Consider the following 24,535-nt stretch of genomic DNA (forward strand, 5'->3'; position numbering starts at 1 on the left):
CCTCAGCCCTTGGCGGCCTCCTGCACCTGCTGCTTCAGCTTCTGTGGCGTCATCGTCTGGTCCTGGTAGATGTTCTTGCCGTTGAGCAGCACGGTCGGCGTGCCGCTGAAGCCCCCCTTGCCGAAGGCGGCGCTGGACTTGTCGACCCAGCTGTTGTGCCGGCCGTCCTCGACGCACGTGCGGAACGCTGGCGTGTCGAGTCCCTTGACCTTCCCGGCCAGTTCGATCAGTTTCGCGTTGTCCGCGAAGGCGTCGTCGGTCTCGGGGGGCTGGTTGTCGTAGAGCACGTCGTGGTACGCCGTGAAGTGGCCGGCGTCCTGCGCGCAGGCGGCGGCGTTGGCCGCGTTGCGGGAGCCGGTGCCGCCCATGTTGCCGTCGATGATCGTGGCCAGCCGGTAGTCCACCCGCAGTTGGCCGGCATCCGTCAGTTCGTGGATCGTCGAGCGGTAGGTCTGCTCGAAGGACTGGCAGGCCGGGCAGCGGAAGTCCTCCCAGACCGTGAGCGTCGACCTGGCGTCGCTCCTGCCGACCGGGATGGCGAGGTTGTCCTCGCCGTTCGCCCCCGAGGGGGCCACGACCGGGCCCGCGCTGTCGCCGGTGTCCTTGCCGGCGTTCGCGGCGACCACGCCGATCACCGCGGCCAGGCCCAGGACGCCGACGACCGCGGTGCCGACGATCAGCGTCCGCCGGCGCTTCTCCGCGGCCTTCTGCTTGTCACGCTCGACCGCCAGCCGCTCACGGGCGGTGCGCTTTCCGTCACGGTTCTTCTCGCTCACACCCCGCAGAACGAACCGGGGAGGCGCACCGCGCCTCCCCGGTCCCAGGTCCACCCGTACGAGGGACCCGTATGACGTGCCGCTTCTTCCTGGGGGCCGCTACGCCTGTCCCCGCACGCCCTTCGCCAGGTCGCCCGCGAGCGCGCGGACCGCCTCGACGCCGGCCGCGTCGTCCGGCGCGTCCAGCATCCGCTTGACGAAGGCCGAGCCGACGATGACCCCGTCGGCGAAGCCGGCCACCTCGGCGGCCTGCGCGGGGTCGGAGACGCCGAGCCCGACGCAGACCGGCAGCTCGGTGCCCGTGGCCCGGGTCCGCCGCACCAGGTCCTGGGCCTGCGCGCCGACCGTCTCGCGGGTGCCCGTGACACCCATCAGCGAGGCGGCGTACACGAAGCCGCTGCCCGCCGCGGTGATCTGCGCGAGCCGCTCGTCCTTGCTGCTCGGCGCGACCACGAAGACCGTCGCCAGGCCGTGCTTCTCGGCGTGCTCCCGCCACAGCGCCGACTCCTGCACCGGCAGGTCGGGCAGGATGCACCCGGCGCCGCCCGCCTCGGCGAGTTCGGCGGTGAAGCGCTCGACGCCGTAGCGGTCGATCGGGTTCCAGTAGGTCATGACGAGGACCGGCTTGCCGGTCGCCTCGTACGCCTCGCGGACCGTGCGCATGACGTCCGCGATCTTCACGCCGCCGCGCAGGGCGATGTCGTCGGCGGTCTGGATGACCGGGCCGTCGAGCACGGGGTCGCTGTGCGGCAGCCCCACCTCAACGACGTCGGCGCCGCCGTCCAGGACGGCCTTGATCGCCTCGATGCCGCCGTCCACGGTCGGGAACCCGGCCGGGAGGTAGGCGATCAGGGCGGAGCGTCCCTGCGACCTGGCGGCGGCGAGGGTGTCGCTCAGCAGCTGGATGTTCCCGCTCACTTGGCGTCCCCCTCGATCTCGGCGGTGCCGGAGGCGTCCTCGGCGACCTCGGCGTCGGTGTCGTACAGCCCGAAGTAGCGGGCGGCGGTGTCCATGTCCTTGTCGCCGCGGCCGGACAGGTTGACCACGATCAGCCCGTCCTCGCCGAGCTCCCGGCCGACCTCCAGGGCCCCGGCGAGCGCGTGCGCGCTCTCGATGGCCGGGATGATGCCTTCGGTCCGCGAGAGCAGGCGCAGTGCCTGCATGGCGGCGTCGTCGGTGATCGCGCGGTACTCGCCGCGGCCGATGTCCTTGAGGTAGGAGTGCTCGGGGCCGATGCCGGGGTAGTCGAGTCCGGCGGAGATCGAGTACGGCTCGGTGATCTGGCCCTCGTCGTCCTGGAGGACGTACGAGCGTGAACCGTGCAGGATGCCGGGCTCGCCCGCGGTCAGCGTGGCCGCGTGCTCGCCGGTCTCCACGCCGTGCCCGGCGGGCTCGCAGCCGATGAGGCGTACGTCGGCGTCCGGGATGAAGGCGTGGAACAGGCCGATGGCGTTGGAGCCGCCCCCGACGCAGGCGACGGCGGCGTCGGGCAGCCGGCCGGCGCGCTCCAGCAGCTGGCGGCGGGTCTCGACGCCGATCACGCGGTGGAAGTCGCGGACCATGGCGGGGAAGGGGTGGGGGCCGGCCACGGTGCCGAACAGGTAGTGGGTGTGGTCGACGTTGGCGACCCAGTCGCGGAACGCCTCGTTGATGGCGTCCTTCAGCGTGCGGCTGCCGGACCGCACGGCGATGACCTCGGCGCCGAGCATGCGCATCCGGGCGACGTTCAGCGCCTGGCGCCTGGTGTCGATCTCGCCCATGTAGATCGTGCAGTCGAGGCCGAAGAGGGCGCACGCGGTGGCGGTGGCGACGCCGTGCTGGCCGGCACCGGTCTCGGCGATGACACGGGTCTTGCCCATCCGCCGGGTGAGCAGAGCCTGGCCGAGCACGTTGTTGATCTTGTGGGAGCCGGTGTGGTTCAGGTCCTCGCGCTTGAGGAAGACCCGGGCACCGCCCGCTTCCGCGGCGAACCGGGGCACCTCGGTGAGGGCGCTGGGGCGGCCGGTGTAGTGGACGAGCAGGTCGTCGAGCTCGCGGGCGAACTCGGGATCGGCCTTGGCCTTGTCGTACTCGACGGCGACCTCGTCGACGGCGGCGACGAGGGCCTCGGGGATGAACTTGCCGCCGAAGGAGCCGAAGTAGCCCTCCGTGCTGGGGAGCTGACCCAGTGGGTCGGGGATGAAGAAGTTGCTGGGCATGCGTGGGCCTCACGGTGAGTGTGCGGAAAGGACACTGAGCGCCGTGGGGGCGGGGGTGGTTCGATCGGCTGCGGATGCGCTGTGGCTTCTCGCGCAGTTCCCCGCGCCCCTAGAAGGCCTGCTGCCATCGACGGCCGTTGACCTGGCCGGGTTCGTCACCGATGACGTAGCGGACCCGGCGGCCGTGCACCCGGCGGGCGGGGGCGCGGCAGCCTCGCGGGCGGCAGCCGCGCGCGAGGCGGGGGTGCCGGTCCGGGGTCGTCGTGGTCGTCATCGCGGCCAAGCCTACCGGCGGGTCAGCCCCGGCCGTGCCGCAGTGCCGGGTGGGCGCCCGCCGCGACCAGGTCGGAGACCGCCGTCCTCGGGTCCTTGCCGGTGACCAGGGACTCACCGACGAGCACGGCGTCCGCGCCCGCATTGGCGTACGCGATCAGGTCGTGCGGGCCGCGGATGCCGGACTCGGCGATCTTCACGACGCCCTCCGGGATCTCGGGGGCCACCCGCTCGAAGGTGCCCCGGTCGACCTCCAGCGTCTTGAGGTTGCGGGCGTTGACGCCCATCAGCTTGGCGCCGGCGTCGACCGCGCGGTCGACCTCGTCCTCGTCGTGCACCTCGACGAGCGGGGTGAGTCCGATGGACACCGCCCGCTCGATCAGGGACTCCAGGGCGGGCTGGTCGAGGGCCGCGACGATCAGCAGCGCGAGGTCGGCGCCGTAGGCCCGGGCCTCCCACAGCTGGTACGAGGTGACGATGAAGTCCTTGCGCAGGACGGGGATGTCCACGCGCGCGCGGACCGCCTCCAGGTCCGCGAGGGAGCCGCCGAAGCGGCGCTGTTCGGTGAGGACGGAGATGACGGCCGCGCCGCCCGCCTCGTAGTCCGCCGCGAGGCCGGCCGGGTCGGCGATGGCGGCCAGCGCCCCCTTGGAGGGGCTGGACCGCTTGACCTCGCAGATGACCTTGACGCCGTCGCCGCGCAGGGCGGCCAGTCCGTCCTTGGCGGCGGGGGCCTTCGCCGCGCGCTCCTTGAGCTCGTCGAGGCTCACGCGCGCCTGCCGCTCCGCGAGGTCGGCACGGACTCCGTCGATGATCTCGTCGAGCACACTCACGCGAGTGGCCCCCTTCCAGACGGTTGACTGTCGAAGCGGCACCGAAGAGGAAAACCGGTGGTCACTGCGATGGTATCCGGAGCCGGGCGTTGGCCTCACATCCGGTTGACGGCGGTCCCACTACCTGGACATCCGCCAGTTGATCAAGGGTGGAGCCAGCCACCGAACGGCAGGTTCCGGACAACCGTGAAGAGCAGCAGCAACGCGCCCACGGTCCACAGGGCCGCGGGCGACGGATCCCACCGCGTCGGACGCCCCCGCGCCGCACGGACCACCCATACGGTCCACAGCGCGGCGCAGAGCAGGAAGCCGACGACGGCGACGGCGTTGGCGTGCAGCGCCGCGGGCAGGTCGCCGTGCACGAAGGCGTGCGCGCTGCGCAGGCCGCCGCAGCCGGGGCAGTACAGGCCGGTCACGCGCAGCAGGGGGCAGACGGGGTAGTGGCCGGGCTCGTTGGGGTCCACGGCGGCCACGTAGGCGAAGGCGGCGGCGACGGCCGCGAGGACGCCGACGGGGGCGGCCAGCCGTCCGGTCCGGGTGCTGCGGCTGTCGGCGTTCATGCCCCGCATTGTGCCCGGCCACGGACGTGCGCGAGGGGCGGACCCGCGCGGTGCGGGTCCGCCCCTCGACGAGGTCGCGACGGAGGAAGGCCGTACGGGAAGGATCAGCTCTCGGCGGCGACCGGCTCGCGCGTGGTCACGGCCGGCGCGGGCCGGGTCGCGTCGCCGGTCATCTTGAGCGGCTGCGCCTTGGGCGCGCCGAGGCCCATCGCGCGCATGATCCCGCCGACGACACCGCCCAGGGCGATGATCGCCATGCCACCCCAGAAGCCGAGCGGGTTGTCCATCACCATGAAGGCTCCCGCGACGCAGAAACCGATGAAGATGATCATGACACCGGTCCAGGCGGCGGGGGTGTGACCGTGCCCGTGGCTGCTGTCCGCCATTGCTTGCTCCTCGTTGCTGTATGCGTGTGTGAGCCTGACGCTCGACATTCATTGTCCCGTACCCGCGCGCCCTTCAGGTGCCGGGGGCTCATCCCGGGTGCGTCTCTTTCGCCACACCGCGGCGGGCGGTGACGCACCGGGCAGGGGCCCGGAGGCTACGCCGGGCCGGTGCCCGTCGGATCCTCGCCGCGGTCCAGGGCCTTCCAGAGGTCCTCGGGCCGGTCGGGGTCCACCGCCGGGGCGCTGGGGCGCGGCCGGGGGGCGCCGCCGCGCTCGTAGCGGCCGGACATCGCGGGCCACAGGCGGCCGTAGCGCAGGGCGAGCAGCCCGGCCAGCAGGATGAGGGCGCCGCCCACGGCCGCGGCGTACGGCCACGCCGTGTGGGTGAGGGCCTCGACGCCCGCGGAGGTGTCGCCGGAGGCCTGCGCGGCCTTCTCGTCGAGCGCGGAGCTGTCGGAGGCGCCGTACAGGGCGGCGGCGACGGTGCCGGCGCCGCAGAGCGCGAGCAGCCCGGCCACCAGGAAGCGGCCGGCCCGGCGGACGGCGAAGACGGCGACGAGCGCGGCGAGGCCCACTATGGCGAGGGACGCCGGCACGCCGGTGACGTCGCTGCCCCGGGCGGTCAGCGGGAAGGCGCCACCGGCCACCGACGCCGTGCCCTGCGACCACTGCTGACGGGTGGCCAGCAGCGCCACGGTAGCCCCGAGCGCACCGCTCAGCAGGGCGAGGGCAAGACTCCGGCGCCCGGCGCGCGCGTCGCCGGGGGCTTCGGAACGGGGGTGAGGAACAGCAGTCACGTACTCCACTATCGCCTGCCCGGGCGGTGCGGCGTCACCCGGGGTTCACGTGAGAAGCGCCCTATTGTGCGAGCCGGTTCGCCGTGTGGACCGCGCGCAGGACCGCCGCCGCCTTGTTGCGGCACTCCGTGTCCTCGGCGACCGGGTCGGAGTCCGCGACGATGCCCGCGCCCGCCTGCACGTAGGCCGTGCCGTCACGCAGCAGGGCGGTGCGGATGGCGATCGCCGTGTCGGAGTCGCCGGCGAAGTCCAGATAGCCGACGCAGCCGCCGTACAGCCCGCGCCGGGACGGCTCCAGTTCGTCGATGATCTGCATCGCGCGCGGCTTGGGGGCGCCGGAGAGGGTGCCCGCCGGGAAGCAGGCCGTCAGCACGTCGAAGGCGGTGCGGCCCGCCGAGACGCGCCCTGTGACCGTGGAGACGATGTGCATCACGTGCGAGTAGCGCTCGACGGACATGAAGTCGACGACCTCCACCGAGCCGGGCTCGCACACCCGGCCGAGGTCGTTGCGGCCGAGGTCGACGAGCATGAGGTGCTCGGCGCGCTCCTTGGGGTCGGCGAGCAGCTCCTCGGCGAGCGCCTGGTCCTCCTGCGGGGTGGCGCCCCGCGGCCGGGTGCCGGCGATGGGGTGCACCAGTGCCTGCCCGTCCTCGACCTTGACCAGCGCCTCCGGCGAGGAGCCGACGACGTCGAAGCCCTCGAAGCGCAGCAGGTACATGTACGGCGACGGGTTGGTGGCCCGGAGCACCCGGTAGACGTCGAGCGCGCTCGCCGCGCACGGCGTCTCGAACCGCTGCGACGGCACGACCTGGAAGGCCTCCCCGGCGCGGATGCGCTCCTTGATGTCCTCGACGGCCGCCTGGAAGTCGGGGCCGCCCCACAGGGCGCTGTACGGCGGCAGCTCGGAGGGCGGCAGCTCGGCCGGCGGCTGGGCCACGGCCCGCGTGAGGTCGGCCTCCATGGCGTCGAGGCGGGCCACTGCGTCGGCGTAGGCCTCGTCGACGCCGGTGTCGAGGTCGTTGTGGTTGATCGCGTTGGCGATCAGCAGGACCGAGCCCTCCCAGTGGTCCATCACCGCGAGGTCGCTGGTGAGCAGCATGGTCAGCTCGGGCAGCCGCAGGTCGTCGCGCTCACCGGGGCCGATCTTCTCCAGGCGGCGGACGATGTCGTAGCCGAGGTAGCCGACCATGCCGCCGGTGAAGGGCGGCAGGCCCTCCTGGTGGGGCGTGTGCAGGGCCTCGATGGTGGCGCGCAGGGCGGCCAGCGGGTCCCCGTCGACGGGCACGCCCACGGGGGGCTCGCCCAGCCAGTGGACCCGGCCGTCGCGCTCGGTGAGGGTGGCGGCGCTGCGGACGCCGACGAACGAGTAGCGGGACCAGGAGCGGCCGTTCTCCGCGGACTCCAGCAGGAACGTGCCGGGGCGCTCGGCGGCGAGCTTGCGGTACAGCCCGACCGGGGTGTCGCCGTCGGCGAGGAGCTTGCGCGTGACGGGGACGACGCGGCGGTCGCAGGCCAGCTTGCGGAAGGTCTCGAGGTCCATGGCGGCTGACCTTACTGATCCCGCGCGGACACGCCGTGGTCGGCGTCCGCGAGCAGCACGTCCGCGTCGAAGCAGGTGCGCGCGCCGGTGTGGCAGGCGGCGCCGACCTGGTCGACCTGGACGAGCACGGTGTCGGCGTCGCAGTCGAGGGCGACGGACTTGACCCACTGGAAGTGGCCGGAGGTGTCGCCCTTGACCCAGTACTCCCCGCGGCTGCGCGACCAGTACGTGCAGCGTCCCGTGGTCAGCGTGCGATGCAGGGCCTCGTCGTCCATCCAGCCCAGCATCAGCACCTCGCCGGTGTCGTACTGCTGGGCGATGGCGGGCAGGAGCCCGTCCGCGCTGCGCTTGAGGCGCGCGGCGATCTTCGGGTCGAGGCGACCGGAGGGAGAGCTGGTCATGGGTGCCATTGTGCCGCGCCGCACCGACAGCCCCGGGCGCCGTCCACTGTGCGGTACGGATACGCGGTCGTAGGCTGACTTCATGTCGACCTTTGCCAAGCGTGAACGGCTCCTTCTCGCCGACCTCTTGGAGACCGCCGGTCCGGAGGCCACCACCCTGTGCGAGGGCTGGCGGACCCGGGACCTGGCCGCGCACGTGGTCGTGCGCGAGCGCCGCCCGGACGCCGCCGGCGGACTGCTGATCAAGCAGCTCGCGCCCCGCCTGGAGAAGGTGATGGAGGAGTACGCGGACAAGCCGTACGAGGAGCTGATCCAGCTCATCCGCTCCGGCCCGCCGCGCTTCTCACCCTTCCAGCTCAAGCAGATCGACGAGATGTCGAACACCATCGAGTTCTACGTCCACGCCGAGGACGTGCGCCGCGCCCAGCCCGACTGGACCTCCCGCGAGCTCGATCCGGTCTTCCAGGACGCCCTGTGGTCCCGGCTGGAGCGCACCGCCCGTCTGATGGGCCGCTCCGTGGTCACGGGCCTCGTGCTGCGCCGCCCCGACGGCCAGACGACGGTCGCCCACCGCGGCACCCCGGTCGTCACCGTGACGGGTGAGCCGTCGGAGCTGCTGCTGTTCCTCTACGGCCGGCAGAGCGCCGCCAAGGTGGACGTCGACGGCGACGCGGACGCGATCGCGAAGCTGGAGGAGGGCAAGCAGCTCGGCATCTGAGACCCGGACCGGCGGCCGGCCTCACCGTACGGGGTGGCCCGCCGTCCGCAGGGTCTCCTTGACCTCGCCGATGCGCAGGTCGCCGAAGTGGAACACCGACGCCGCGAGCACGGCGTCCGCGCCCGCCCCGATGGCCGGCGCGAAGTCGGCCAGCCTGCCCGCGCCGCCGGACGCGATCACCGGCACGGTGACGTGCTTGCGGACCGCGGAGATCATCTCCAGGTCGTAGCCGTCCTTGGTGCCGTCCGCGTCCATGGAGTTGAGCAGGATCTCGCCGGCGCCCAGCTCGGCGGCCCGGTGCGCCCACTCGACGGCGTCGATGCCGGTGCCCTTGCGGCCGCCGTGGGTGGTGACCTCGAAGGAGCCCGCGTCGGTGCGGCGCGCGTCGACCGACAGCACCAGCACCTGGCGGCCGAAGCGCTCGGCGATCTCACGGATGAGGTCGGGCCGCGCGATGGCCGCCGTGTTGACGCCCACCTTGTCGGCGCCCGCCCGCAGCAGCTTGTCCACGTCCTCCGCGGTGCGTACGCCACCGCCGACCGTGAGCGGGATGAACACCTGCTCGGCGGTGCGGCGCACCACGTCGTAGGTCGTCTCCCGGTCGCCGGAGGACGCGGTGATGTCCAGGAACGTCAGCTCGTCGGCGCCCTCGGCGTCGTACACCTTGGCCATCTCGACGGGGTCGCCCGCGTCGCGCAGGTTCTGGAAGTTGACGCCCTTGACGACCCGGCCGTTGTCCACGTCCAGGCAGGGGATGACTCGGACCGCCAGGGTCATGACCGCTCGGCTCCTCTGTATGCCTCTACTTCGACCTCGACCAGGATGCGCGGGTCCACGAAGCCCTCCACCACGAGGAGGGTGGACACCGGCCGCACCGTGTCGAAGAGTTCCCTGTGGGCCCGGCCCACCTCGTCCACGTCCCGTGGATGCGACAGGTACATCCGCGTCCGGATCACGGACCCGACGCCGAGCCCGAACTCGCCGAGCGCCTCGATCGCGCCGGTGAAGGCCACCTTGGCCTGTTCGTACGGGTCGCCCTCGCCGTACAGCACCTCGCCCTTGAAGGACGTCGTGCCCCCCACCAGCACCCGGTCGCCCACCGCGACGGCGCGTGCGAAACCGTAGGACTCCTCCCAGGGGCTCCCGCCCCGCACCCGCCGCACGGCATCCGATGTCATGACGCCACAGCCTCCAGGGCCTCTTCCAGGGTGAAGGCCTTGGCGTACAGGGCCTTCCCGACGATGGAGCCCTCGACTCCGAGGGGCACGAGCTCGGCGATCGCCCGCAGGTCCTGCAGCGAGGACACCCCGCCGGAGGCCACGACCGGGCGGTCGGTCACCGCGCAGACGTTCTTCAGCAGGTCCAGGTTCGGGCCCTGGAGCGTGCCGTCCTTGGCGATGTCGGTGACGACGTACCGCGCGCAGCCCTCCTTGTCGAGGCGTTCCAGCGTCTCGTAGAGGTCGCCGCCGTCCCGGGTCCAGCCGCGTCCGCGCAGGGTGGTGCCGCGTACGTCGAGGCCGACCGCGATCCTGTCGCCGTGCGCGGCGATCACCTCGGCGACCCACTCGGGGGTCTCCAGGGCGGCCGTGCCGAGGTTCACGCGGGTGCAGCCGGTGGCGAGGGCGGCGGCGAGGGTGGCGTCGTCGCGGATACCGCCGGACAGCTCCACCTTGATGTCCATCGCCCCGGTGACCTCCGCGATCAGCGCGCGGTTGTCGCCGGTGCCGAAGGCGGCGTCCAGGTCGACCAGGTGCAGCCACTCGGCGCCCGCCCGCTGCCAGGCGAGGGCGGCCTCCAGGGGGGAGCCGTACGAGGTCTCCGTGCCGGACTCGCCGTGCACGAGGCGGACGGCCTGGCCGTCGCGGACGTCGACGGCGGGGAGGAGTTCGAGCTTGGCCATGTCTCTACAGGGTTCCGATCCAGTTGGTGAGCAGCTGCGCGCCGGCGTCGCCGGACTTCTCGGGGTGGAACTGCGTGGCCCACAGGGCGCCGTTCTCGACGGCGGCCACGAACGGCTTGCCGTGCGTGGACCAGGTGACGAGGGGTGCGCGCATCGCCGGGTTCGCCGTCTCCAGGGTCCAGTCCTGGACGGCGTAGGAGTGCACGAAGTAGAAGCGGGCGTCGGCGTCCAGGCCGGCGAACAGCTCGGAGCCGGCGGGCGCCTCGACCGTGTTCCAGCCCATGTGCGGCACGATCTCGGCCTGCAGCGGCTCGACCGCGCCGGGCCACTCGTCGAGGCCCTCGGTCTCGACGCCGTGCTCGATGCCCCGGGCGAAGAGGATCTGCATGCCCACGCAGATGCCCATCACCGGGCGCCCGCCGGCCAGCCGGCGGTCGACGATCCAGTCGCCGCGTGCCTCGCGCAGGCCGGTCATGCAGGCGGCGAACGCGCCGACACCCGGCACCAGCAGACCGTCGGCGTTCATGGCCTTGTCGAAGTCACGCGTTATCTCGACGTCGGCGCCCACGCGCGCGAGGGCGCGCTCGGCCGACCTCACGTTGCCGAAGCCGTAGTCGAAGACGACGACGCTTCTCGACGCGCTCAATTCCACACCTCCAGCCGCATGACGCCCGCGACCAGGCACATCGCGGCGCCGATGGAGAGCAGCACGATCAGGCCCTTGGGCATCTTCTGCTTGACGAAGGAGAAGATGCCGCCGACCAGGAAGAGGCCGACGACGATCAGCAGTGTGGAGGTGCCGGTCACAGCGCGCCCTTCGTCGACGGGAGGATGCCGGCCGCGCGCGGGTCGCGCTCGGAGGCGTAGCGCAGGGCCCGGGCCAGCGCCTTGAACTGGCACTCCACGATGTGGTGCGCGTTGCGCCCGTAGGGCACGTGCACGTGCAGCGCGATCTGCGCCTGGGCGACGAAGGACTCCAGGATGTGCCGGGTCATCGTCGTGTCGTACTCGCCGATCATCGGCGCCATCTTCTCGGGCTCGGTGTGCACGAGGTAGGGGCGGCCGGACAGGTCGACGGTGACCTGGGCGAGGGACTCGTCCAGCGGGACCGTGCAGTTGCCGAAGCGGTAGATGCCCACCTTGTCGCCGAGCGCCTGCTTGAAGGCGGCGCCCAGCGCGAGGGCGGTGTCCTCGATGGTGTGGTGCGAGTCGATGTGGAGGTCGCCCTCGGTCTTGACGGTCAGGTCGAACAGGCCGTGCCGGCCGAGCTGGTCGAGCATGTGGTCGTAGAAGCCGACCCCGGTCGACACGTCGACCTTGCCGGTGCCGTCGAGGTCGATCTCGACCACGACGGAGGTCTCCTTGGTCGTGCGCTGCACGCGTCCCACGCGGCTCATGAACTCTGCTCCTTCTTCAACTCACGGACCGCGTCGAGGAACGCGTCGTTCTCGTCCGGCGTGCCGGCGGTGACCCGCAGCCACCCCGGAACTCCGTTGTCCCGGACCAGGACGCCCCGGTCGAGGATCTTCCGCCAGGCCTCGTGGGCGTCGGCGAACCGGCCGAACTGCACGAAGTTGGCGTCCGACTCGACGACGTCGTAGCCGATCGCGCGCAGTTCGCCGACCAGTCGGTCCCGCTCGGTTTTCAGCTGCTCCACGTATCCGAGCAGGGTGTCGGTGTGCTCCAGGGCGGCCAGTGCGGTCGCCTGGGTGACCGCCGACAGGTGGTAGGGCAGCCGGACGAGCTGCACGGCGTCGACGACGGCCGGGGCCGCGGCCAGGTAGCCGAGGCGCAGCCCGGCAGCGCCGAAGGCCTTGGACATGGTCCGGGAGATCACCAGATGCGGGCGGCCGTCCAGCAGCGGCAGCAGGGAGTCGCCGTGGCTGAACTCGACGTACGCCTCGTCCACGATCACCATCGAGGGCTTCGCCGCCTGCGCGGCCTCGTAGAGGGCCACCACCGTCTCGCGCGGGACCGCGTTGCCGGTGGGGTTGTTCGGGGTGGTGACGAAGACGACGTCGGGCCGGTGCTCGGCGATGGTCCGCGCGGCGGCCGCAGCGTCGAGCGAGAAGTCGGGCTGCCGGGGGCCGGAGATCCAGCCGGTGCCGGTCCCGCGCGCGATCAGGCCGTGCATCGAGTACGAGGGCTCGAAGCCGAGGGCCGTGCGGCCGGGTCCGCCGAAGGTCTGCAGCAACTGCTGGATGACCTCGTTGGAGCCGTTGGCCGCCCAGACGTTGGCGGGACCGACCTCGTGGCCCGAGGTCGCGGTCAGGTACGCGGCGAGCCGGGTCCGCAGCTCCACCACGTCCCGGTCGGGGTAGCGGTTGAGGTGCCGGGCCGCCTCGCGTACCCGCTCGGCGATCCGCTCGACCAGCGGCTCGGGCAGCGGGTAGGGGTTCTCGTTGGTGTTCAGCCGTACGGGCACGTCCAGTTGGGGCGCGCCGTAGGGGGACTTGCCGCGCAGCTCGTCCCGTACGGGGAGATCGTCGATGCCAGTCACTTGCTCTCCGGTACCTTCCACCCGAACCTCGCCTTGATCGCCGCGCCGTGCGCCGGCAGGTCCTCCGCCTCCGCCAGCGTCACCACGTGGTGCGCGACCTCGGACAGCGCGTCCCGCGTGTAGTCGACGATGTGGACACCGCGCAGGAAGGACTGCACGGACAGCCCCGAGGAGTGGCAGGCGCAGCCGCCGGTGGGCAGCACGTGGTTGGACCCGGCCGCGTAGTCGCCGAGCGAGACCGGCGCCCAGGGGCCGATGAAGATCGCCCCGGCGTTCCGGACCCGGTCGGCCACGGCGGCCGCGTCGGCGGTCTGGATCTCCAGGTGCTCGGCGCCGTAGGCGTCGACCACCCGCAGGCCCTCGTCGACGCCGTCGACCAGGACGATCGCGGACTGCCGGCCCTTCAGGGCCGGGACGATCCGGTCGTCGATGTGCTTGGTGGCCGCGACCTGCGGCTCCAGCTCGCGCTCCACCGCGTCCGCCAGCTCGACGGAGTCGGTGACCAGCACGGCCGCCGCCAGCGGGTCGTGCTCGGCCTGGCTGATCAGGTCGGAGGCGACGTGCACCGGGTCGGCGGTGGCGTCGGCGAGCACGGCGATCTCGGTCGGGCCGGCCTCGGCGTCGATGCCGATCCGGCCGGTGAAGAAGCGCTTGGCGGCGGCGACCCAGATGTTGCCCGGGCCGGTGACCATGTTGGCGGGCGGGCAGGACTCGGTGCCGTAGGCGAACATCGCCACGGCGGTCGCGCCGCCGGCCGCGTACACCTCGTCGACCCCGAGCAGCGCGCACGCGGCGAGGATCGTCGGGTGCGGCAGCCCGCCGAACTCGGCCTGCGCAGGGGAGGCGAGCGCGATCGAGCCGACACCGGCCTCCTGGGCGGGCACGACGTTCATGACCACGGAGGACGGGTAGACCGAGCGGCCACCGGGCGCGTAGAGGCCGACCCGGTCGACCGGCACCCACTTCTCGGTGACATGGCCGCCGGGCACGACCTGGGTGGTGTGGCCCGCGCGGCGCTGCGCACGGTGGACGAGGCGGGCACGCCGGATGGACTCCTCCAGGGCCGCGCGCACCGCCGGGTCGAGCTCCTCCAGCGCGCGGGCGAGCGCCTCGGCGGGCACCCGCACCTGTTCGAGCCGGACGCCGTCGAACTTCTCGGCGAAGTCGATCAGCGCCGCGTCGCCCCGATGATGCACGGCCTCGCAGATCGGACGCACCTTCTCCAGGGCGGCCGCAACGTCGAAGTCGGCTCGGGGCAGCAGGTCGCGCAGGGCGGGACCCTCCGGGAGGGCGTCGCCGCGCAGATCGATTCGGGAGATCACACACCCAATTCTCGCAGACCCGGACGCGGCGCCGTTCGCACGTATCAATGGCTGATACGAGACCCCGCTCACGCTCCGGGCCAGGACCCGGAAGATCGCCTTCACCTGGCGTGTTCGAGGTGTCACCCAGCGGGCATGAACGGCAGTACGAAACCGAGGAGGCAGGGGAGGGAGGGCACACCGTGACCGAGGGGGCCGGCGTCCGAGACGGGGACCTGCCCGACGACCTGAACGCCGCCGAGGCCGGCATGTGGCAGGCCTTCCGCAACGGCAGCGTGTACGACCTGAGCAGCGGGGACGCCGTGGTGGACGATCCGCACGGCGGACACCCCTGGGGGCCCGAGCGGACGGTGCGGGCCCGCATCGTGTGCTGGCTGCTGCTGGACGGGCCGCCCGCCCTCGCCGGCCGGGTGGCCGCGCTGAAGCTGACCGGTGTGCGGATCAGCGGCAGCCTCGACCTCGCGGGCGGCGCGGTGGTGCCCTACGTCGAGCTGCGCGGCTGCCGCTTCGAGCGGGAGATGTCGATGCCGGAGGCCCGGTTCAGGACCGTACGGCTGGTGAACTGCGCGGTGCCGCGGCTGGAGGCGGCGCGGGTGCACACCGAGGGCGATCTGCATCTGCCGCGCTGCAGGTTTCCCGGCGGCGTCCGGCTGACCGACGCGCACATCGGCACGGACCTGCTGCTCAACCAGGCCGTCGTGCACCGGGACCGCACGGGCCGCTCGATCTCCGCGGACGGCATCACCGTCGGCCAGGACCTCCAGGCCGAGATGCTGGAGTCGCACGGCGAGCTGAGCCTGCGCAGCGCGAACGTCGGCGTGTCGCTCAGCCTGCGCGGGGCACGGCTGCGCAACCCGTACACCCGGCACGCGCTGAACGCCCCGCAGCTGACGGTGGGCCGCACGCTGTACCTCTCCCCGGCCGGCGTCGGCTCCCCGCAGCTGGCCGGACGCACCCCCGCGCGCGGGACCCGCATCCAGCACTTCGAATGCCAGGGCGGGGTACGCCTGGACGACGGCCGGTTCGGGGACGCGGTCGACCTGGAACGCGCGCGGTTCACCTTCACCGACGACCAGGAGCTCTCCCTGCGCCGGGTGCAGGCGCCCGAGCTGCGCTTCCTCGGGGAGCGGCCGCAGCGCGGCAAGGTGGTGCTGTCCGGCGCCCGGACGATCAACCTGGTCGACCGGGCCGGCAGCTGGCCCGGCATCGGCGATCTGGCCATGCGGGGCTTCGTCTACGAGAACCTGGTGCCGCAGGGGTCGTTCCCGCTGACGCGGCGGCTGGCATGGGTGGCCGCCGCGACCGCCGAGTACCACCCCGAGCCCTACGAGCGGCTCGCCGCCGTGCTGCGCGCGAGCGGGGAGGACGAGGACGCCCGCGAGGTGCTGCTCGCCAAGCACCGGCGGCGCCGGGAGACCCTGCCGCCGACCGGGAAGCTCTGGGGGTACGCGCAGGACCTGGCGGTGGCCTACGGGTACCGGCCGGGGCGGGCCGCGGTGTGGATGGCGGTGCTGTGGGCGGCGGGCTCACTGGCCTTCGCGTCCGCCGGGCGCCCCCGGACCGGCAGCAGCACGGGCGAGCCGCCGTGGAATCCCGCCCTGTTCGCCCTCGACCTGCTGCTGCCGGTCATCGACCTGGGCCAGATGGGTTTCTGGCATCTGGACGGCGGCTGGCAGTGGCTGGCCGCCGCGCTGGTCCTGCTCGGCTGGATCCTCGCCACCACGGTCGCGGCCGGGGCGACACGGCTGCTGCGGCGCAATTAGCGGGCCCCGCGCCGCCCGGGGAGCGGGCGGGGCGGACGGGTACGGTCCGGCGACCATTAGGCTCTAGCGTCGTGACCACCGTCCGGCTGCCTCTCTTCCCCCTGAACACCGTGCTGTTCCCGGGGCTGGTGCTCCCCTTGAACATCTTCGAGGAGCGCTACCGCGCCATGATGCGCACCCTTGTGAAGACCCCCGAGGACGAACCGCGCCGCTTCGCCGTCGTGACCATCCGCGACGGCCACGAGGTCGCGGCGAGCGAGCCCGGCATGCCCGACCCGACGGCGGTGCCCGAGCGGGGCCCGGCGGCCGGCTTCGGCGCCGATCCGGTCAAGGCGTTCCACGGCGTGGGCTGCGTGGCCGACGCGGCGACGATCCGGGAGCGGGCGGACGGCACCTTCGAGGTGCTGGCGACCGGGACGACCCGGGTGCGGCTGCTGTCGGTGGACGCCTCGGGGCCGTTCCTCACGGCGGAGCTTGAGGAGCTGCCGGAGGAGCCGGGCGACGAGGCGGGGGCGCTGGCCGCGGGGGTGCTGCGGGCGTTCCGGCAGTACCAGAAGCGGCTCGCGGGAGCGCGGGAGCGCTCGCTGTCGACGGGCGACCTGCCGGACGAGCCGTCGGTGGTGTCGTACCTCGTCGCGGCGGCCATGATGCTGGACACCCCCACCAAGCAGCGGCTGCTCCAGGCGCCGGACACCGCGTCGCGGCTGCGCGACGAGCTGAAACTCCTTCGCTCCGAGACGGCGATCATCCGTACGCTGCCGTCACTGCCGGCGTCCGAGCTGACGCGGGCACCCACGAGCCTGAACTGACCCGCGAACGACCTGGGGAACAGCCCGGATGGCGAAGAAGCCGAAGAAGAACCAGCAGTCCGGCGGCACGCCCGCCACGGTGGCGCTCACGGCGGCGGGCGTGGACTTCACGATCCACGCCTACGACCACGACCCGTCCCACCCCTCCTACGGCGAGGAGGCGGCGCAGGCGATGGGGGTCTCGCCGGAGCGCGTCTTCAAGACGCTGGTGGCGGACGTGGACGGCACCCTGACGGTCGCGGTGGTCCCGGTGGCGGGCTCGCTCGACCTGAAGGCGCTGGCGGCGGCGGTCGGCGGCAAGAAGGCGGCGATGGCCGACCCGGCCCTGGCGGAACGCACCACCGGCTACGTCCGGGGCGGCATCTCGCCCCTCGGCCAGCGCAGGAAGCTCGCCACCGTGCTGGACGGCTCGGTCGCCGCGCACGCCACGATCTGCGTCTCGGCGGGCCGCCGGGGCCTGGAGGTGGAGCTGTCGCCGGAGGACCTGGCGAGGCTCACCGAGGCCACGCTGGCGCCCATCGGGCGCGCGTGACCCCTCGACGGGATGTCCTTTCTCGGTTAAGGAGACAGGACATGTCGAAGAAAACCCGGAAACGCAAGTGGCGCATACGCAAACGACGGGCCAACCACGGCCGGCGTCCGTCGTAGCGGCCGAGGTCCGGCGACCGGGCCCGCGGCCGATGTCCCGGCCGGTGAGCTACCGGGTCTGCCCGTGCGGCCCGTACCCCACCGGCTCGGGATCCCGGGGCCCGAACAGCGCCGTCAGACCGAGGTGCACCAGCAGCGCCGAGAACGACCAGGCCAGCAGTGCCCCCTTCGCCGCGAGTTCCAGCGGCGCCGAGAACGTCACGCCCTTGCCCACCTCCTTGGCGTGGGCCAGCACGTCGTCCCCGGGCCCGAGCCATACGCCGAGCCGCCAGGCGAGCAGCGAGCCGAGCAGCCCACCGAGGCCGAGCGCGACCACGAGCGGCACGCCCCCGCGCCGCCGCACCAGGAACACCAGGAGCGCGCTGAGCACGCCGAACGCCAGCGCGAGCAGAGTGAACGTTCCGTCCACCCCGATCGACTGCTCCCCCTCGGTGTCCTTGAGGAAGACGGCCCAGGTCCCGCCGACGACGTCGCCGACCAGCGGCACCCGCGGCGCCAGCCAGTTCCACAGCACCCCGAGCAGCACTCCGCACAGCGCCAGGACCACCGTGATGACGGCGGCCTCCCGCACCTCGGTCTTCATCCCGGGCCCGTCCTCACCCTTGGTTCCCTGGGCGCTTGCGTAGGCGTGCGGGTGAGCGACGGCGTGCGCGCCCGCCCCGTGCCCGGCCCCTGCCGGGGGCCACGCATGGTGCGCGGACTGTTCATGCGGCGGCGGAGGCGGCGTCAACGGTGCTGTCACCCTGACATCGTGCCAGGCCTGTCCGTGGCGCGCGTCACCGGACGGCGGCCCGGCGGTACGCCCAGGTGGCGACCGCCAGCGAGATCACCCCGACCCCGGCGCACACGGCGAGGTCCGCGATTACCCGGGCCCAGTCGGGCTGCGCGGCGAAGGTCCGCGCGTAGGCCTCCACGCCGTACGTCGAGGGCAGCAGATCGCGGGCGAACCGCACGATCTGCGGCATCCGGTCCGGCGGCAGCACGCCCAGCAGCAGCGCCGCCGACATCCCGAGCTGCCCCAGCAGGGTGGCCAGCTCGGGCCGCGGCGCGAGCAGTCCGAGGGCGGCCCCGAGCCCGGCCAGCGCGGCCCCGGCGAGCGGGATCACGGCCAGCAGCACCCACAGGTTGGCGATCGGCAGCCCGAACAGCACGCAGCCGAAGACGGCGGTCACCATCGTGCCCGGCACGGTGAAGGAGGCGTACGCCCCCGCGGCCCCCAGCACCACCGCGGCCGGCGGCACCGGCAGCGTGGCGTAGTGGTCGAGCCCGCCGGTGGCGCGCAGCTGCCCGAAGTACTGCGCGAGGAGGTTCAGCGCGACGAACGCGACGACCACGATGGACGAGCCGGCGACCACGGCGTGCGCCTCGCTCCCGCCGTCCACCACGCCCCGCATCATGATCATGATGCCGACGGACTGGAAGGTCGCCACGAACAGCAGCGGGATCCGCGCCACCCGCGCCCGGGACAGCTGCGCCCGGTAGACCGCCGCCAGGGACGGCCACAGCCGCGCGGGCGGTGCGAGCTCGGCCGCGCCCCGGGCCGCTCCGTCGGCGGCCAGGACACTGCCCGGCAGCACTTCTGCGGGTACGACACTCACGTCGCGCTGCTCCCCTTCCCCGGTTTCACTCCGGCGTCTCCCCCGTTCCGTACGGATACGACGGCTCGACGACTCAGGCTCATGCCTTCACCAGCCCCTGCCGCGCCGCCCCGCCGAGTGCCATGTACACGTCCTCCAGGCTCGGCGTGGTCAGGGTGAAGTCGTCCAGCGCGGCGAAGGCGGCCCCGCCGGTGACGGTCGAGACGACCGCGCGGGCCTCCTCGGGCGCCAGCCGCAGCGTCCAGCGCCGCCCGGACTCCACGACCCGGTCCCGCAGCGCGGCCACCTCGGGCACGTCCAGCGGGGCCCGCTCGCGCCACACCAGGTCGACCCGCACCTCGCCGGCGACCTGCTCCTTCAGACCCGTGGGCGTGTCGCAGGCGATCACGCGCCCCCGGTCCAGGACGGCGACCCGGTCGAGGACGGTCTCCGCCTCGATGACGTTGTGGGTGACCAGCACGACCGTGGTGCCGCGTTCGGCCCGGCGCCGGTCCACCGCCGACCACACGGCCCGCCGCGCCACGGGGTCCATCGCGGCGGTCGGCTCGTCCAGCACGAGCAGCGGCCGCTCCCCCACCAGGGCCGCGGCGACGCAGGCCAGCCGTCGCTGTCCACCGGAGAGCTTCTTCAGCGGCCGCCCGGCGATCGCGGTGAGTCCCAGCTCCTCCAGCACGGCGTCCCGCTCGTCCCGCGCCGGCCGCGCGTCCAGTCCGCGCAGCCGCGCGGTGGTCTCGGCGGCGAGGGCCACGCTCAGTTCGTCGAGGGCGGTGGACTCCTGCCCGAGGTAGGCGAGGATCCGCGAGGCCCGCTCGGGGTGGCGCACGATGTCGTGGCCGAGGATCTCGACACTGCCCTCGTCGGGCCGCATCAGCCCGGTCAGCTGGCGCACGAGAGTGGACTTGCCGGCCCCGTTCGGGCCGAGCAGCCCGAAGATCTCACCCCGGCGCACGTCCAGCCGTACGTCGTCGGTGGCCCGGACCTCGGGGGTGCCGGGCGCCCCGCGCCGGCCCCGTACCGCCGGATAGGTCTTCGTCAGCCCACGCACCGCGCACACGACCTCACCACTGTCCCGGAAGGCCCCTGCCGCGCGCGTACTCACAAGGGACGAGCCTACGGGGTCCGCGCCCCCGGCACGCTCCCGGGTCGGCCTACGCCACGAAAACCGCCTCTGAGCATGAATCCCCCGCAACGGCACACGCCCCCGGCGGCACCGGGCCGCGCCGCACCCGCCCCGGGCGGCCTCACTGCTCCGCGGCGGGGGCGGGTTCCGCCGCCGTGCGGACGTCGATCTCCCGCCAGAAACCTGCCCGGATCGCGTACCGGTCGTGCTCGTCGATCTGGTCGTCCTTGTGGGCGAGCAGCCCGAAGCGGGCGGCGTAGCGCAGCAGTTCCCCGTCGATCCGGTGCGGGACGCGCGGGTACATCCCGGACAGCTTCTGCAGGTGGGCCTGGTCGCCGAGCCGGGACATCCACCGGCGCGCGAACACCTGTCCGACCTCGTACGGGTCCCCGCCGACGGTCGTGATGTCCTCCTCCCGGTCGGCCCACCGCTGCTCGGCCGTGGTCAGCTGGGCCAGCGTCGGCATCGAGGCGACCTCGGCCGGCTCCGCGGCGACGCCGGGGCGGTCCACCCAGCCCTTGTCGGAGGACCAGCGCAGGGTCGCGGTGGCGGGCTGCGGGGGCTGCGGGCCGTGGGCGCGCAGTGCGGCGAGGTCCTTGGGCGTCGGCACGCCCTTGGGGGCCGGGACCCGCTCCTCGGCGCCGTTCTGCGCGGCGGCGGGGGCGGTGCGGGGCGGCTGGTCGGCGGGCCGCTCGGCGGCCGGGGCGAGGGTGGAGTCGGGCAGCGGCGCGGACAGGATGGCGGCGATCTCGGGCCGGGGCGCGGGCGGCGGCGCGCAGATCCCGCCCAGTTCCTTGGCGCGTACGGCCTTGGTGATCCACGTCCGGTCGAGCACGCGCCGCTCGTCGGCCTCGGCGACGAGGTCCTCGGACTGGTTGTAGTCGCCGTCGGCGGCCTGCACGGCCCACAGGTGCACGGCGACCCCGTGCTCCTTGGCGGCCATCATGCCCGGCAGCAGATCACCGTCGCCGGTCACCAGGACGATGTCGGAGCAGGCGCGGTTGCGGGCCAGCTCGGTGAGCTCGGCGTGCATCGCGGCGTCGACGCCCTTCTGGTTCCACCTGCCGTCGCTGCGGGTGAGCGCACCGAGCCGCACCGTGACCCGGGGCATCACCCGCAGGCGGCGGTGCTCCGGCTGCGGAACGCGGTCCGGGGCGCCGTCGAACCAGTAGATGCGCAGCAGCGGCCGTTCCGTGTCGGACTCGGCGCGTTCTCGCAGCCCCTGGATGAGGGCGGCGTGATCCACGGTGATGCGGGACCGTGAGGGCTCCCCGGCGAGGAGGCTGGCGGCGGCCCCCAGCAGATACCCGGCGTCCACCAGGACGACGCAGCGGTCCACGCGACTCACCCTCTTCCCGGGAGGTTTGCTTCGGGCTTCCTTCGAGTCTGCCCGACCACACGGGGGTTAACGGCCCGAACTCGATCTTCGGCGTGGCGTTTCGGGGATTCCCGCGCCCCTCCCGCACCGACAAGCCCTGTCACAGACGGTAATTGTCCGACATGCGATCGTTATCGGCATATGTGAATCTGGTCCCGGCCCTGGCCCCTAGATCCCCCTCAGGAGGCAGATCACCATGGCCAAGAACAAGAACCGTGACCGTAAGCAGCAGCAGACCGGCCGTGCCACCCGGCAGCCGGAGCAGCAGCAGTCGGCGGAGCCCATGTCGGAGCAGCAGGCCGCGCAGCCGTCGCCGATAGACATGGCCCGCAAGGGCCGGCAGAAGCGCTTCGGCCACAACTGACATCCGCAGAGCGGGTCGTTGCGGCCCCCGAGGATGACGAGGGGCGCGTCCGGGATCGGACGCGCCCCTCGGTCATGTCGCGCACGGCGGGAAGGCGACCTCAGCCGGCCAGGCAGGACGGTCCGAGCAGCACCTTCAGATCGCCGAACAACGCCGGATCCGGCTTCACCCGGTGCCGGTCCAGCCGCAGCACGGTCGTCTTCGTCGGACCCTGGAGCTTGATCCGCACCTCGCTGTCCCCCTTGTGATGAGTGAGGATCTCGCCGAGCCGGCTGATCATCGGCGGGGTGACCCGGGTGGCCGGGATGGTGAGGACCACCGGCGCGTTGGTGCCGGCGTTCGACAGGTCGGGGACCTGGAGCTCCATCGCGACCAGCCGCGGCACGTCCTCGCGCTTGTCCAGGCGGCCCTTGACGAACACGACGGCGTCCTCGACGAGTTGGGTCGACACCAACTGGTAGGTCGCGGGGAAGAACATGCACTCGATGGAACCGGCGAGGTCCTCGACGGTGGCGATCGCCCAGGCGTTGCCCTGCTTGGTCATCTTGCGCTGGAGGCCCGAGATGATGCCGCCGATGGTGACCACCGCGCCGTCCGCGTGCTCACCGCCGGTGAGTTGGGCGATGCCCGCGTCGGCCTTGTCGGACAGCACGTGCTCCAGGCCGAAGAGCGGGTGGTCGGAGACGTACAGACCGAGCATCTCCCGCTCCTGGGCGAGCAGATAGGTCTTCTCCCACTCCTCGTCGGTGAAGACGACGTCGAGTCCGAAGCCGGGCTCGTCGCTCTGCTCCTCGCCCATGCCGCCGAAGAGGTCGAACTGCCCCTCGGCCTCCTTGCGCTTGACCGCGACCACGTTGTCGATCATCGGCTCGAAGTGCGCGGTGAGTCCCTTGCGGGTGTGGCCCAGGCTGTCGAACGCGCCCGCCTTGATCAGGGACTCCGTGGTGCGCTTGTTGCACGCGGTCGCGTCGACCTTGTCGAGGTAGTCGGGGAAGGAGGCGTACTTGCCCTTGGCCTTGCGGCTCTTGATGATCGACTCGACGACGTTGGTGCCGACGTTGCGCACGGCCTCCAGGCCGAAGAGGATCACGTCGTCGCCCTGGGCCGCGAAGTTGTGCACCGACTCGTTGACGTTCGGCGGGAGCACCTTGATGCCCATGCGCCGGCACTCGTTGAGGTAGACGGCCGACTTGTCCTTGTCGTCCTTCACCGAGGTCAGCAGGGCGGCCATGTACTCGGCGGGGTGGTTCGCCTTGAGATAGGCGGTCCAGTAGGACACCAGGCCGTACGCCGCGGAGTGCGCCTTGTTGAACGCGTAGCCGGCGAAGGGGACCAGCACGTCCCACAGCGCCTGGATGGCCTCGTCGCTGTAGCCCTTGTCGCGGGCGCCCTTCTGGAAGAGGACGAAGTTCTTCGCCAGCTCGTCGGGCTTCTTCTTGCCCATCACGCGGCGCAGGATGTCGGCCTCGCCGAGCGAGTACCCGGCGATGATCTGGGCGGCCTTCTGCACCTGCTCCTGGTAGACGATCAGGCCGTAGGTGACCGCCAGGACCTCTTGGAGGGGCTCCTCCAGCTCCTTGTGGATCGGGGTGATCTCCTGGAGCTTGTTCTTGCGCAGCGCGTAGTTGGTGTGCGAGTCCATGCCCATCGGGCCCGGACGGTACAGCGCGGAGACGGCGGAGATGTCCTCGAAGTTGTCGGGCTTCATCAGGCGCAGCAGCGAACGCATCGGGCCGCCGTCGAACTGGAAGACACCGAGGGTGTCGCCGCGCTGGAGGAGTTCGAAGGTCGTCGGGTCGTCGAGCGGCAGGGACAGCAGGTCGAGGTCGACGCCCTTGTTGGACTTCACCATCTTGACGGCGTCGTCCATGATCGTCAGGTTGCGCAGGCCGAGGAAGTCCATCTTCAGCAGGCCGAGCGACTCGCACTGCGGGTAGTCCCACTGCGTGATGGTCACACCGTCCGTGTGCCGCACCCAGATCGGGGCGTGGTCGACGATGGGCTCGCTGGACATGATCACGCCGGCCGCGTGCACGCCCATCTGCCGCACCAGGCCCTCGACGCCCTTGGCGGTGTCGATGACCTTCTTCACGTCCGGCTCGTTCTCGTACATCCCCCGGATCTCGCCCGCCTCGCTGTAGCGCGGGTGCGAGGGGTTGGTGATGCCGTCGAGGTCGATGCCCTTGCCGAGGACGTCCGCGGGCATCGCCTTGGTGAGGCGGTCGCCCATCGCGTACGGGTAGCCCAGCACGCGCGCGGAGTCCTTGATGGCGTTCTTCGCCTTGATCTTGCCGTAGGTGCCGATCATGGCGACCTTGTCGGCGCCGTACTTCTCGGTCACGTACCTGATCACCTCGACGCGCCTGCGCTCGTCGAAGTCGATGTCGACGTCGGGCATGGAGACGCGCTCGGGGTTCAGGAACCGCTCGAAGATCAGTCCGTGCGGGATCGGGTCGAGGTCGGTGATGCCCATGGCGTAGGCGACGATCGAGCCGGCCGCGGAGCCTCGGCCGGGGCCGACCGCGATGCCGTTGTTCTTGGCCCACATGATGAAGTCGGCGACGACGAGGAAGTAGCCCGGGAACCCCATCTGGATGATGACGTCCATCTCGTACTCGACCTGCTTCTGGCGGTCCTCGGGGATGCCGCCG

Annotated in this window: 28 protein-coding genes; 5 read left to right on the forward strand and 23 right to left on the reverse strand. The window is 72.3% G+C overall.

The features are described 5' to 3' along the window. Window positions 1-2: 2 nt before the first annotated feature. The 10 genes from ACZ7LV_RS07175 to hisI form a co-directional block, all read right to left on the reverse strand. A complete protein-coding gene (locus ACZ7LV_RS07175) occupies window positions 3-776 on the reverse strand; it encodes a DsbA family protein (protein WP_471936632.1) in 774 nt (257 codons plus the stop codon). 99 nt (window positions 777-875) lie between these two features. Then, complete coding sequence (trpA, locus tag ACZ7LV_RS07180; protein ID WP_471936633.1) at window positions 876-1,694, reverse strand: tryptophan synthase subunit alpha; 819 nt, start codon at window positions 1,692-1,694, stop codon at window positions 876-878. Further along, entirely contained in the window at window positions 1,691-2,974 is a 1,284-nt protein-coding gene (gene trpB, locus ACZ7LV_RS07185) for a tryptophan synthase subunit beta (protein WP_471936635.1), read from the reverse strand. Before trpB ends, trpA begins: the two co-directional genes overlap by 4 nt. A 109-nt stretch (window positions 2,975-3,083) precedes the next feature. Then, window positions 3,084-3,248, reverse strand: coding sequence for a tryptophan biosynthesis modulator TrpM (gene trpM / locus ACZ7LV_RS07190; RefSeq protein WP_471936637.1), 165 nt, complete (start codon window positions 3,246-3,248; stop codon window positions 3,084-3,086). A gap of 22 nt (window positions 3,249-3,270) precedes the next feature. Continuing rightward, on the reverse strand, window positions 3,271-4,080 hold the full coding sequence (trpC, locus tag ACZ7LV_RS07195) for an indole-3-glycerol phosphate synthase TrpC (RefSeq protein ID WP_471936640.1): 810 nt from the start codon (window positions 4,078-4,080) through the stop codon (window positions 3,271-3,273). Window positions 4,081-4,223: 143 nt separating this feature from the next. Beyond that, window positions 4,224-4,640, reverse strand: coding sequence for a DUF2752 domain-containing protein (locus ACZ7LV_RS07200; RefSeq protein ID WP_471936642.1), 417 nt, complete (start codon window positions 4,638-4,640; stop codon window positions 4,224-4,226). A 104-nt stretch (window positions 4,641-4,744) separates the two neighbouring features. After that, entirely contained in the window at window positions 4,745-5,026 is a 282-nt protein-coding gene (locus ACZ7LV_RS07205) for an HGxxPAAW family protein (RefSeq protein ID WP_471936644.1), read from the reverse strand. 155 nt (window positions 5,027-5,181) lie between these two features. Continuing rightward, window positions 5,182-5,832: a TIGR02234 family membrane protein gene (locus ACZ7LV_RS07210; RefSeq protein ID WP_471936645.1), complete on the reverse strand. Its 651-nt coding sequence runs from the start codon at window positions 5,830-5,832 to the stop codon at window positions 5,182-5,184. A gap of 52 nt (window positions 5,833-5,884) precedes the next feature. After that, a complete protein-coding gene (locus tag ACZ7LV_RS07215) occupies window positions 5,885-7,363 on the reverse strand; it encodes an anthranilate synthase component I (protein WP_471936647.1) in 1,479 nt (492 codons plus the stop codon). 11 nt (window positions 7,364-7,374) lie between these two features. After that, a complete protein-coding gene (gene hisI, locus ACZ7LV_RS07220) occupies window positions 7,375-7,764 on the reverse strand; it encodes a phosphoribosyl-AMP cyclohydrolase (protein ID WP_471936649.1) in 390 nt (129 codons plus the stop codon). Window positions 7,765-7,846: 82 nt separating this feature from the next. On the opposite strand from hisI, the gene ACZ7LV_RS07225 reads away from it, so the two are divergent. Next, on the forward strand, window positions 7,847-8,482 hold the full coding sequence (locus ACZ7LV_RS07225; protein ID WP_401676370.1) for a TIGR03085 family metal-binding protein: 636 nt from the start codon (window positions 7,847-7,849) through the stop codon (window positions 8,480-8,482). Window positions 8,483-8,503: 21 nt separating this feature from the next. On the opposite strand, the gene hisF is transcribed toward ACZ7LV_RS07225, so the two are convergent. From hisF to hisD, 8 genes are read right to left on the reverse strand one after another with little or no spacing between them, the layout of a single operon-like run. Next, window positions 8,504-9,259 (reverse strand): imidazole glycerol phosphate synthase subunit HisF, encoded by a 756-nt coding sequence (gene hisF / locus ACZ7LV_RS07230; RefSeq protein ID WP_471936651.1) that lies wholly within the window; start codon window positions 9,257-9,259, stop codon window positions 8,504-8,506. After that, on the reverse strand, window positions 9,256-9,660 hold the full coding sequence (locus ACZ7LV_RS07235; protein WP_471936653.1) for a RidA family protein: 405 nt from the start codon (window positions 9,658-9,660) through the stop codon (window positions 9,256-9,258). Before ACZ7LV_RS07235 ends, hisF begins: the two co-directional genes overlap by 4 nt. After that, entirely contained in the window at window positions 9,657-10,382 is a 726-nt protein-coding gene (gene priA, locus ACZ7LV_RS07240) for a bifunctional 1-(5-phosphoribosyl)-5-((5-phosphoribosylamino)methylideneamino)imidazole-4-carboxamide isomerase/phosphoribosylanthranilate isomerase PriA (protein WP_471936655.1), read from the reverse strand. The genes ACZ7LV_RS07235 and priA overlap by 4 nt, the downstream gene beginning before the upstream one ends. 4 nt (window positions 10,383-10,386) lie before the next feature. Then, complete coding sequence (gene hisH / locus ACZ7LV_RS07245; protein WP_401676378.1) at window positions 10,387-11,034, reverse strand: imidazole glycerol phosphate synthase subunit HisH; 648 nt, start codon at window positions 11,032-11,034, stop codon at window positions 10,387-10,389. Further along, window positions 11,025-11,189, reverse strand: a complete 165-nt coding sequence (locus tag ACZ7LV_RS07250; RefSeq protein ID WP_471936657.1) for a hypothetical protein — start codon at window positions 11,187-11,189, stop codon at window positions 11,025-11,027. The genes hisH and ACZ7LV_RS07250 overlap by 10 nt, the downstream gene beginning before the upstream one ends. Beyond that, window positions 11,186-11,779: an imidazoleglycerol-phosphate dehydratase HisB gene (hisB, locus tag ACZ7LV_RS07255; protein WP_471936659.1), complete on the reverse strand. Its 594-nt coding sequence runs from the start codon at window positions 11,777-11,779 to the stop codon at window positions 11,186-11,188. Before hisB ends, ACZ7LV_RS07250 begins: the two co-directional genes overlap by 4 nt. Beyond that, on the reverse strand, window positions 11,776-12,882 hold the full coding sequence (locus ACZ7LV_RS07260) for a histidinol-phosphate transaminase (protein WP_471936661.1): 1,107 nt from the start codon (window positions 12,880-12,882) through the stop codon (window positions 11,776-11,778). Before ACZ7LV_RS07260 ends, hisB begins: the two co-directional genes overlap by 4 nt. Beyond that, entirely contained in the window at window positions 12,879-14,204 is a 1,326-nt protein-coding gene (gene hisD / locus ACZ7LV_RS07265; RefSeq protein WP_471936663.1) for a histidinol dehydrogenase, read from the reverse strand. The genes ACZ7LV_RS07260 and hisD overlap by 4 nt, the downstream gene beginning before the upstream one ends. Window positions 14,205-14,386: 182 nt before the next feature. Here hisD and ACZ7LV_RS07270 point away from each other — a divergent pair, with 182 nt between their 5' ends. The 3 genes from ACZ7LV_RS07270 to ybaK all read left to right on the forward strand — a co-directional run bounded on the left by ACZ7LV_RS07270 (window position 14,387) and on the right by ybaK (window position 17,308). Next, window positions 14,387-15,967, forward strand: coding sequence for an oxidoreductase (locus tag ACZ7LV_RS07270; RefSeq protein ID WP_471936665.1), 1,581 nt, complete (start codon window positions 14,387-14,389; stop codon window positions 15,965-15,967). Window positions 15,968-16,038: 71 nt separating this feature from the next. Further along, complete coding sequence (locus tag ACZ7LV_RS07275) at window positions 16,039-16,776, forward strand: LON peptidase substrate-binding domain-containing protein (RefSeq protein ID WP_471936666.1); 738 nt, start codon at window positions 16,039-16,041, stop codon at window positions 16,774-16,776. Between the two features lie 28 nt (window positions 16,777-16,804). Beyond that, a complete protein-coding gene (gene ybaK / locus ACZ7LV_RS07280; RefSeq protein WP_471936668.1) occupies window positions 16,805-17,308 on the forward strand; it encodes a Cys-tRNA(Pro) deacylase in 504 nt (167 codons plus the stop codon). 165 nt (window positions 17,309-17,473) lie between these two features. Here ybaK and ACZ7LV_RS07285 read toward each other — a convergent pair whose 3' ends face one another. From ACZ7LV_RS07285 to ACZ7LV_RS07300, 4 genes are all read right to left on the reverse strand, one after another. Beyond that, entirely contained in the window at window positions 17,474-18,166 is a 693-nt protein-coding gene (locus ACZ7LV_RS07285; protein WP_471936670.1) for an AAA family ATPase, read from the reverse strand. 34 nt (window positions 18,167-18,200) lie between these two features. Further along, on the reverse strand, window positions 18,201-19,022 hold the full coding sequence (locus ACZ7LV_RS07290; protein WP_471936672.1) for an ABC transporter permease: 822 nt from the start codon (window positions 19,020-19,022) through the stop codon (window positions 18,201-18,203). A gap of 79 nt (window positions 19,023-19,101) precedes the next feature. Then, entirely contained in the window at window positions 19,102-20,076 is a 975-nt protein-coding gene (locus ACZ7LV_RS07295) for an ABC transporter ATP-binding protein (RefSeq protein WP_471937774.1), read from the reverse strand. A gap of 187 nt (window positions 20,077-20,263) precedes the next feature. After that, complete coding sequence (locus tag ACZ7LV_RS07300) at window positions 20,264-21,481, reverse strand: NYN domain-containing protein (RefSeq protein WP_471936674.1); 1,218 nt, start codon at window positions 21,479-21,481, stop codon at window positions 20,264-20,266. Between the two features lie 235 nt (window positions 21,482-21,716). Here ACZ7LV_RS07300 and ACZ7LV_RS07305 point away from each other — a divergent pair, with 235 nt between their 5' ends. Beyond that, complete coding sequence (locus ACZ7LV_RS07305) at window positions 21,717-21,884, forward strand: hypothetical protein (RefSeq protein ID WP_401676399.1); 168 nt, start codon at window positions 21,717-21,719, stop codon at window positions 21,882-21,884. A gap of 100 nt (window positions 21,885-21,984) precedes the next feature. On the opposite strand, the gene dnaE is transcribed toward ACZ7LV_RS07305, so the two are convergent. Beyond that, a partial coding sequence (gene dnaE, locus ACZ7LV_RS07310; RefSeq protein WP_471936677.1) for a DNA polymerase III subunit alpha occupies window positions 21,985-24,535 on the reverse strand: 2,551 nt, incomplete at its 5' end.

It is taken from the genome of Streptomyces sp. NPDC107562 (assembly GCF_055657325.1).

What these genes read in the sequence shown, in the direction of transcription:
- trpB (WP_471936635.1), bottom strand. Translation starts at nt 2,974, where the DNA reads ATGCCCAGCAACTTCTTCATCCCCGACCCACTGGGTCAGCTCCCCAGC.
- trpM (WP_471936637.1), bottom strand. Translation starts at nt 3,248, where the DNA reads ATGACGACCACGACGACCCCGGACCGGCACCCCCGCCTCGCGCGCGGC.
- ACZ7LV_RS07200 (WP_471936642.1), bottom strand. Translation starts at nt 4,640, where the DNA reads ATGAACGCCGACAGCCGCAGCACCCGGACCGGACGGCTGGCCGCCCCC.
- ACZ7LV_RS07205 (WP_471936644.1), bottom strand. Translation starts at nt 5,026, where the DNA reads ATGGCGGACAGCAGCCACGGGCACGGTCACACCCCCGCCGCCTGGACC.
- ACZ7LV_RS07215 (WP_471936647.1), bottom strand. Translation starts at nt 7,363, where the DNA reads ATGGACCTCGAGACCTTCCGCAAGCTGGCCTGCGACCGCCGCGTCGTC.
- hisI (WP_471936649.1), bottom strand. Translation starts at nt 7,764, where the DNA reads ATGACCAGCTCTCCCTCCGGTCGCCTCGACCCGAAGATCGCCGCGCGC.
- ACZ7LV_RS07225 (WP_401676370.1), top strand. Translation starts at nt 7,847, where the DNA reads ATGTCGACCTTTGCCAAGCGTGAACGGCTCCTTCTCGCCGACCTCTTG.
- hisF (WP_471936651.1), bottom strand. Translation starts at nt 9,259, where the DNA reads ATGACCCTGGCGGTCCGAGTCATCCCCTGCCTGGACGTGGACAACGGC.
- ACZ7LV_RS07235 (WP_471936653.1), bottom strand. Translation starts at nt 9,660, where the DNA reads ATGACATCGGATGCCGTGCGGCGGGTGCGGGGCGGGAGCCCCTGGGAG.
- priA (WP_471936655.1), bottom strand. Translation starts at nt 10,382, where the DNA reads ATGGCCAAGCTCGAACTCCTCCCCGCCGTCGACGTCCGCGACGGCCAG.
- hisB (WP_471936659.1), bottom strand. Translation starts at nt 11,779, where the DNA reads ATGAGCCGCGTGGGACGCGTGCAGCGCACGACCAAGGAGACCTCCGTC.
- ybaK (WP_471936668.1), top strand. Translation starts at nt 16,805, where the DNA reads ATGGCGAAGAAGCCGAAGAAGAACCAGCAGTCCGGCGGCACGCCCGCC.
- ACZ7LV_RS07305 (WP_401676399.1), top strand. Translation starts at nt 21,717, where the DNA reads ATGGCCAAGAACAAGAACCGTGACCGTAAGCAGCAGCAGACCGGCCGT.